Origin of the sequence: Brevundimonas diminuta ATCC 11568, from assembly GCF_000204035.1 — a bacterium.
Lineage (GTDB): Bacteria > Pseudomonadota > Alphaproteobacteria > Caulobacterales > Caulobacteraceae > Brevundimonas > Brevundimonas diminuta.
In genome coordinates, this window is sequence record NZ_GL883086.1 from 2,588,649 (window position 1) to 2,594,432 (window position 5,784).

The following is a 5,784-nucleotide window of genomic DNA, read 5'->3' on the forward strand; positions in this document are numbered from 1 at the left end:
CGGATGGAGGGAGCTTAGTTCGCCAGCCAGAACGCAACCGCGTCGCGATGACACTGAAAGGAGAAGCGCACGGTCTGCGTCAGCTTGTCCACGCTTCTGAACCATCCGCTCTTTGCGTTCCGGCAACACCAGGATTCGCCCAAAATTCGTCGGGCGTCGTCGGCCGCATCATCGAGGTTGACCTGAAGCTCCACGCTGTAGGGCGTGGAGAATGGGGGGGCGGGGGCGTTCATCGCTGATCGAACAGGACCATATGAGCCACACGGAATGCGGTAGACCAACGCCCTTCCGAGACAAGCCGGCGAAATGCGTTGATCAATGCCGTGTCCGAGGGATCGCTGACGCAGAGGTAGTTCGGCGCCATTTTGCAGTAGTAGACTGAGCACTGGCGTCGGCTCGTTACCAGTCCCCGATTGAGCATCAAACTGTAGAAATCCTTCATTGTAGCTCCGATACAAATACCGACCAACTAATAGTGTGCCTGGTAGAACTATTTATCACCACACGGTCTTATTCGACGACGAAGCCCGACGCCAATCCCAAAGCGACCCGCGCTGTGTGCGCCACCGACTCTTGCGCGCCCCGTCTAACTATCGGCTAAGCACAGTAGGCGAAATCACTTCGCTAAGAGAATAGTTACTTTGCCTTGTGCAAATACGGAACGTCAGAGATGGAAGAGTGGGCAATACATGTAAATATTCGTCGTTTAAGGCAATACATGTAAGTATTCAGATAGATAAAATGCTCACTTGTCCATCAAAAGGCACTTGACCAGAGTCATCCGCTTGCGCCAAAAGGCGATCACTCGCGGCCCTGAACTGCCGACGACTAAGTCAACATAGAGATAGACCGACGATCATTTGTCGGCAGGAGTTTAGTATGCACCGTGGCCTACTCGGCGACGGCTGGCAGCGCGAGGCTGCGAGCAGTCAACAACACGCTTCGTCCGAACATGTCGGATCAGATCGTCCCGCCATCCGGCACCGTGTCATGGACACAGGAGCCAGCATTGATCTGGCGGACGCGGATGATCTGCAAGCGAGCGTCATCTGTTTCGGAGAAGCTCTACTGAGCCACGCTCTGACGCGCGTCAGCCTGACGAAAGACAGCGTAGCATGCCGTGAAGAAATCGTCCGATGCCTCAGCCAGACAGCCGGGGCACTCCCCATCGGACAAGGCGGCGGAATCGAAATTTTCGACTCCGGTCGGTCGATTACCATCCCACTGCCATTGGGGGGCGGTCAGGCGGTCGTCTTCGTTGTGCAACTGCGATGGGCCGACGCCTTTCGACCGCTTCTGTCGGAGATCGTCTGCCACTCGCAAATCAACGTTAGCGACCGGGAGCGCGGAGAGAACTCCGTTTGGCTGCGGTATCTCACCGACCGACTCCAGGCCGAAGCTTTCGCTCATCAAGCCGACTCGCGTTCTGCCAATACGGGGCGGTCCTGATGGTGGATGAAACATGCCCCGCCGGCTCCCTGGAGAAATGCTGGGTCGTCATCCTGATGGACCCTGACTGCTCAGATTGGTCGCCTTGGTCAGTGGTAGCGGAAGACAAGGAGGGTGCCATTGCGTCGGCTCGCCGGGCTTGGAGAGAGTGGCTTCAAGATGAGGATGAAGATGGCGATGGCCGGGAGGATTCGGACGAAGCCGAAGTCGTCAAGGTCTACCGCAATAGCTGGCTGGGAGAGATCGCGTGACCGAAGAAGAGTGGGAACAACACTTCATCCCGGTCCTGCGACAGGATGACGACTGCCTCCTGTTTGACGACGGCAACGCCGAAGAGGCCGCGTTCCTTGAGGCGGTCGGACACCATCGCGTTTGGACGCAAATCGAGGCGGACGGAAGCATTGCCTATGCCCCCGGCCGACGAAAGGTAAACGCAATCGGCTATATCGTAACCATGGTGCCGTGGACTGAAGCCGATGCCGATATCTGCGTTGAGATCAATGACTGAGTTCACTCAGGACACCGATGCTGGCCTGTGTCCTCATTTGCATCTGATGGCGTCTGATGCGCGAGGGTCAGAAACCTGGACCGGGCAGCAGGGATGCGAGGAAGGCTTTTTCCGGCTGGCACTGGAAGCGATGAGCATCGAAAGCTGGGAGAGCCGGTTTGCCAAGCCAGTTCCTCTGGCCCCACTTGGCAATCTAACGGTCTGTTACCTTGGAGAAGGAAGCAGGGACGACGGTGGCCCGTTCGTTGCGTTCAGGTTCGAGGGCAAAAAATTCAAGGCGATCCTCGCCATCGAAACCGACATGAGCAGGGTCAAACTCCATCGGAGCGGCGATTTAGACGACTTCGAGCGGACAAACGTCTTGCTGCGAATGTTCGAAGGTCGGCTGCTCATAGACCCCCTTTGAGCATCGTCGCCCCGAGCGTCGGCATGTCTGTATCAATCCCAATCTAAAGCCTGCGAGAAGTGCCGGTAGCTTCTCCAAAGGGAGCCTCCGGCATTATCATCCTGGCGCGGAATGCCGAGGCGATCACACTTCGCTTCCGCTTCCTCGTAGACCTTGAGCGGCGTCGGGCCGTTGCGAGGGCCGTGGACCAGCCACAGCATCCATCCGGCTCCGGCGGTCAGCGATCTGAATTCCAGCAACGCCTGGTCCTTGAACTCGGCTATGGCAAATCGGCCGGCTGCGACCTGATCCAGCTTGCTGGCGAGGCAGTTCCTATATCGTCTTGCGGCGTCGAGATATTCCCGCATGCTCGTGAATGGTCTTAGCTCGACATCGCCGGCCGGGACCGGATTCGCAGGGAGGCGATCAGCCCGCCTGATGAACCGGTGCAGCAGTCGCGGAAGGGAGCCGGTCCCCGACATGTTGGCGATAGCCAGAGCTATCGCCTCATCGTCGGCTTTCGAACAAACGCCCTGAACGAACTCTATGGCCGCGTTGAAGCGCACTGCCTCAGCCGGTGTGTCGAGGCGTGAAAGGGTGTTCGCGTGCCTCCACCGAGGGTCGAGGCTGGAGAGTATGTCCAGCTTTCGCAGGGTGATCCGCCCAGAGTCCCGCAGCGCGCAAATGCTCCGAGGCTCTCCACTGGCCACTAAGTCGCGCAGCGCGATGTAGCTCTGCGGCCTCGGCAGTGGCCATTCTCCAACTCTTTCCAACAGACCTGGAAAGCCTTGAGGCACCTCACCGAAAGCGTGTCGTAGGATTTCGGCGGAGCGTCCGTGGCGCACGATCTCGGCGAAGGGCGGTGGCAACAGGTCTTCGTTGGCGTAGGCGATCTCGCCTTCGATGTCTCGCACGGCCAGCGCAGCAAAGATCGCCTGGCGCCGGCCAGGCGCAGCCGAGAGCACCCGAGCAAGCACGCCATGGCATTGATCATCGAGGTGCAAAAGGCTCGGAAGCGTCCAACCAAGGAGACCGTCACGCAAGCGCGGCACGTTCCCAAGGGAAGAGCGACCGAGGCAAGTCCGCAGAGTGGCTCAGAGAGGCATACCATCGCCAGCGGCGCGTCTCAGCGGGCGACATCTGATAGTCGGTGACTATGCGCGGCGGGTCGCTGGTGAGGTCGTTGAGAACGGCCCTGGTCGCTGCGGCTACCGGCATCACCACTGGCAGGGTCGTTTCGCCCTCTGCTTCAGCGGGCGGATCGACGAACAGCCACTGGTCGGCAATGATGAACTGATTTTCTCCGGCGATCTCATTGAGGTAGGAAGCGGCCTCGGCCAAATCGATCACGCCGGCTCGATCAGGTTGAACGCGAAGGGCCAGACATCGAAGCGGGTTCTCGACAGCAGCCACGCAGCCTCCTTGTTAAGTGGAAGGCTAACAACCTCTCACGGAACTCCGGTCTGGCAAGCATAATGGTCATTTTCGCGTGGCTGGCTAATGACCCGTTGTGGCCGGGCCGGCGAGCCTCGTATGGTCCCGCTCATGAACCCCGTTGAGATCGAAGAAGCCGTATCCAACCTCGCGCTTGAGCCGTTCGACGCGGCTGAGTTCCCGTTTCAGTTTCTGATCGCCTTCGACAACCCGGCGACAACGATCAAGCGACTGCGGACGGGATCGACCAATCAGTCCGACGTGCCGGGCGGCGTCCTACAGCGCAACAACATCCACATCGCCACTTGCGCGCCAGGCGCCGTGGACGACACCCTGAAGGCCCTACGCGACAGCCCCAAGACCGCCTCGGCCAAGGCCAAGTTCATTGTCGCCACGGATGGCGAAGCGTTCCAGGCGGAAGACCTGAACGGCGGCGGGACGGTCGCTTGCTCCTACGCCGAGTTCCCCGATCACTTCGGATTCTTCCTGCCGCTGGCTGGGATCACCACGGTCAAGGAAATCCGCGAAAGCTCGTTCGACGTGAAGGCGACGGGGCGGCTGAATAAGCTCTACATCCAGCTTCTGAAGGAGAACCCGGACTGGGCGTCCGTCGAACGTCAGCACGACATGAACCACTTCATGGCGCGGCTGATCTTCTGCTTCTTCGCCGAGGACACGGACATCTTCCTGACCGAGGGGCTGTTCACCAAGACGGTCGAACAGATGTCGGCGGGTGATGCCGCTACCACGCACGAGGTGATCGGCGAGATTTTCCGCGCCATGGACACCAAGCCGGCGGATCGCGAGGCAGCCGGTCTTCCGCGCTACGCGACCAAGTTCCCCTATGTGAACGGCCAGCTTTTTAGCGGCAGCACCGATGCGCCCCGGTTCAGCAAGGTAGCCCGCTCCTACCTGATGCACATCGGGAGCTTGAACTGGCGGAAGATCAACCCGGACATCTTCGGGTCGATGATCCAGGCGGTCACCGACGAGGATGAACGTGGCTCGCTGGGCATGCACTACACCAGCGTTCCCAACATCCTGAAGGTGCTGAACCCTCTCTTCCTCGACGACCTGCGCGAGAAGCTGGCCGAGGCCGGCGACAGCCCCCAGAAACTGTTGAATCTCCGCAAACGCATGGCCCGGATCAGGGTGTTCGATCCGGCTTGTGGGTCGGGCAACTTCCTGGTGATCGCCTACAAGGCGATGCGAGAGATAGAAGCCGCCATAAACAAGCGACGTGGAGAGGCAGATCGGCGATCCGAAATTCCGCTGACCAATTTTCGGGGGATCGAGCTACGCGACTTTCCAGCCGAGATCGCGAGGCTTGCGCTGATCATCGCCGAGTATCAGTCCGACGTGACCTATCGCGGCCAGAAGGAGGCGATTGCAGAATTTCTCCCTCTCGGCGCAGAGAATTGGATCACCTGCGGAAATGCGCTGCGGCTTGATTGGCTGAGCATCTGCCCTCCGACCGGCATGGGCGTGAGGGTCACATCCGATGACCTGTTTGAGACGCCGCTTGATCAAGCCGAGATCGACTTTGAAAATGAAGGTGGTGAGACCTACATTTGTGGCAATCCACCATACTTGGGATCGACATGGCAGGACGCCGAACAGAAGGCTGATCTTGCGTCCATTTTCGACGGGAGAACCGCGAACTGGAAATCTTTGGATTACGTCGCTGGCTGGTTCATGAAGGCCGCCGACTACGGCACACACACTGACACCGTGGCGGCGTTCGTGTCCACAAATTCGATTTGTCAGGGCCAGCAGGTGCCGATCTTGTGGCCTTTGATTGCCCGAGCAGGACACGAGATTGCGTTCGCCCACACTTCCTTCAAATGGGCGAACCTTGCCAGCAATAAAGCGGGCGTGACTGTGGTCATCGTCGGCATCGCAAAGGTCCGACAAACTCAGAAACAGTTGTTCTCCATTGCTGATGACGGCACCCCGCTCGTCAAAGAGGCAAACAACATCAACGCCTACCTTGTTGAAGGGCGAGATT

General features: G+C 59.1%; 8 protein-coding genes. 5 read left to right on the plus strand and 3 right to left on the minus strand.

Features of this window, described 5'->3' with window-relative positions; genetic code table 11:
- Nucleotides 1-14: 14 nt before the first annotated feature.
- Nucleotides 15-233, minus strand: coding sequence for a hypothetical protein (locus BDIM_RS17700; RefSeq protein WP_115616129.1), 219 nt, complete (start codon nt 231-233; stop codon nt 15-17).
- A 646-nt stretch (nt 234-879) separates the two neighbouring features.
- Between BDIM_RS17700 and BDIM_RS16500 the strand changes: the two genes are divergently transcribed.
- From BDIM_RS16500 to BDIM_RS16515, 4 genes are read left to right on the plus strand one after another with little or no spacing between them, the layout of a single operon-like run.
- Complete coding sequence (locus BDIM_RS16500; RefSeq protein ID WP_088491814.1) at nt 880-1,449, plus strand: hypothetical protein; 570 nt, start codon at nt 880-882, stop codon at nt 1,447-1,449.
- The gene (locus BDIM_RS16505) at nt 1,449-1,700 is read left to right on the plus strand and encodes a hypothetical protein (protein ID WP_040346499.1); all 252 of its coding nucleotides are present in this window, start codon (nt 1,449-1,451) and stop codon (nt 1,698-1,700) included. Before BDIM_RS16500 ends, BDIM_RS16505 begins: the two co-directional genes overlap by 1 nt.
- Nucleotides 1,697-1,957 (plus strand): hypothetical protein, encoded by a 261-nt coding sequence (locus BDIM_RS16510; protein ID WP_003166696.1) that lies wholly within the window; start codon nt 1,697-1,699, stop codon nt 1,955-1,957. Before BDIM_RS16505 ends, BDIM_RS16510 begins: the two co-directional genes overlap by 4 nt.
- Complete coding sequence (locus BDIM_RS16515) at nt 1,950-2,363, plus strand: hypothetical protein (RefSeq protein ID WP_040346500.1); 414 nt, start codon at nt 1,950-1,952, stop codon at nt 2,361-2,363. The genes BDIM_RS16510 and BDIM_RS16515 overlap by 8 nt, the downstream gene beginning before the upstream one ends.
- Before the next feature lie 32 nt (nt 2,364-2,395).
- Here BDIM_RS16515 and BDIM_RS16520 read toward each other — a convergent pair whose 3' ends face one another.
- Both BDIM_RS16520 and BDIM_RS16525 read right to left on the minus strand, forming a co-directional pair.
- Nucleotides 2,396-3,385: a hypothetical protein gene (locus tag BDIM_RS16520; protein WP_040346502.1), complete on the minus strand. Its 990-nt coding sequence runs from the start codon at nt 3,383-3,385 to the stop codon at nt 2,396-2,398.
- Complete coding sequence (locus BDIM_RS16525; RefSeq protein ID WP_143276849.1) at nt 3,378-3,755, minus strand: hypothetical protein; 378 nt, start codon at nt 3,753-3,755, stop codon at nt 3,378-3,380. Before BDIM_RS16525 ends, BDIM_RS16520 begins: the two co-directional genes overlap by 8 nt.
- Nucleotides 3,756-3,887: 132 nt before the next feature.
- Here BDIM_RS16525 and BDIM_RS18230 point away from each other — a divergent pair.
- A partial coding sequence (locus BDIM_RS18230) for a DNA methyltransferase (protein ID WP_040347280.1) occupies nt 3,888-5,784 on the plus strand: 1,897 nt, incomplete at its 3' end.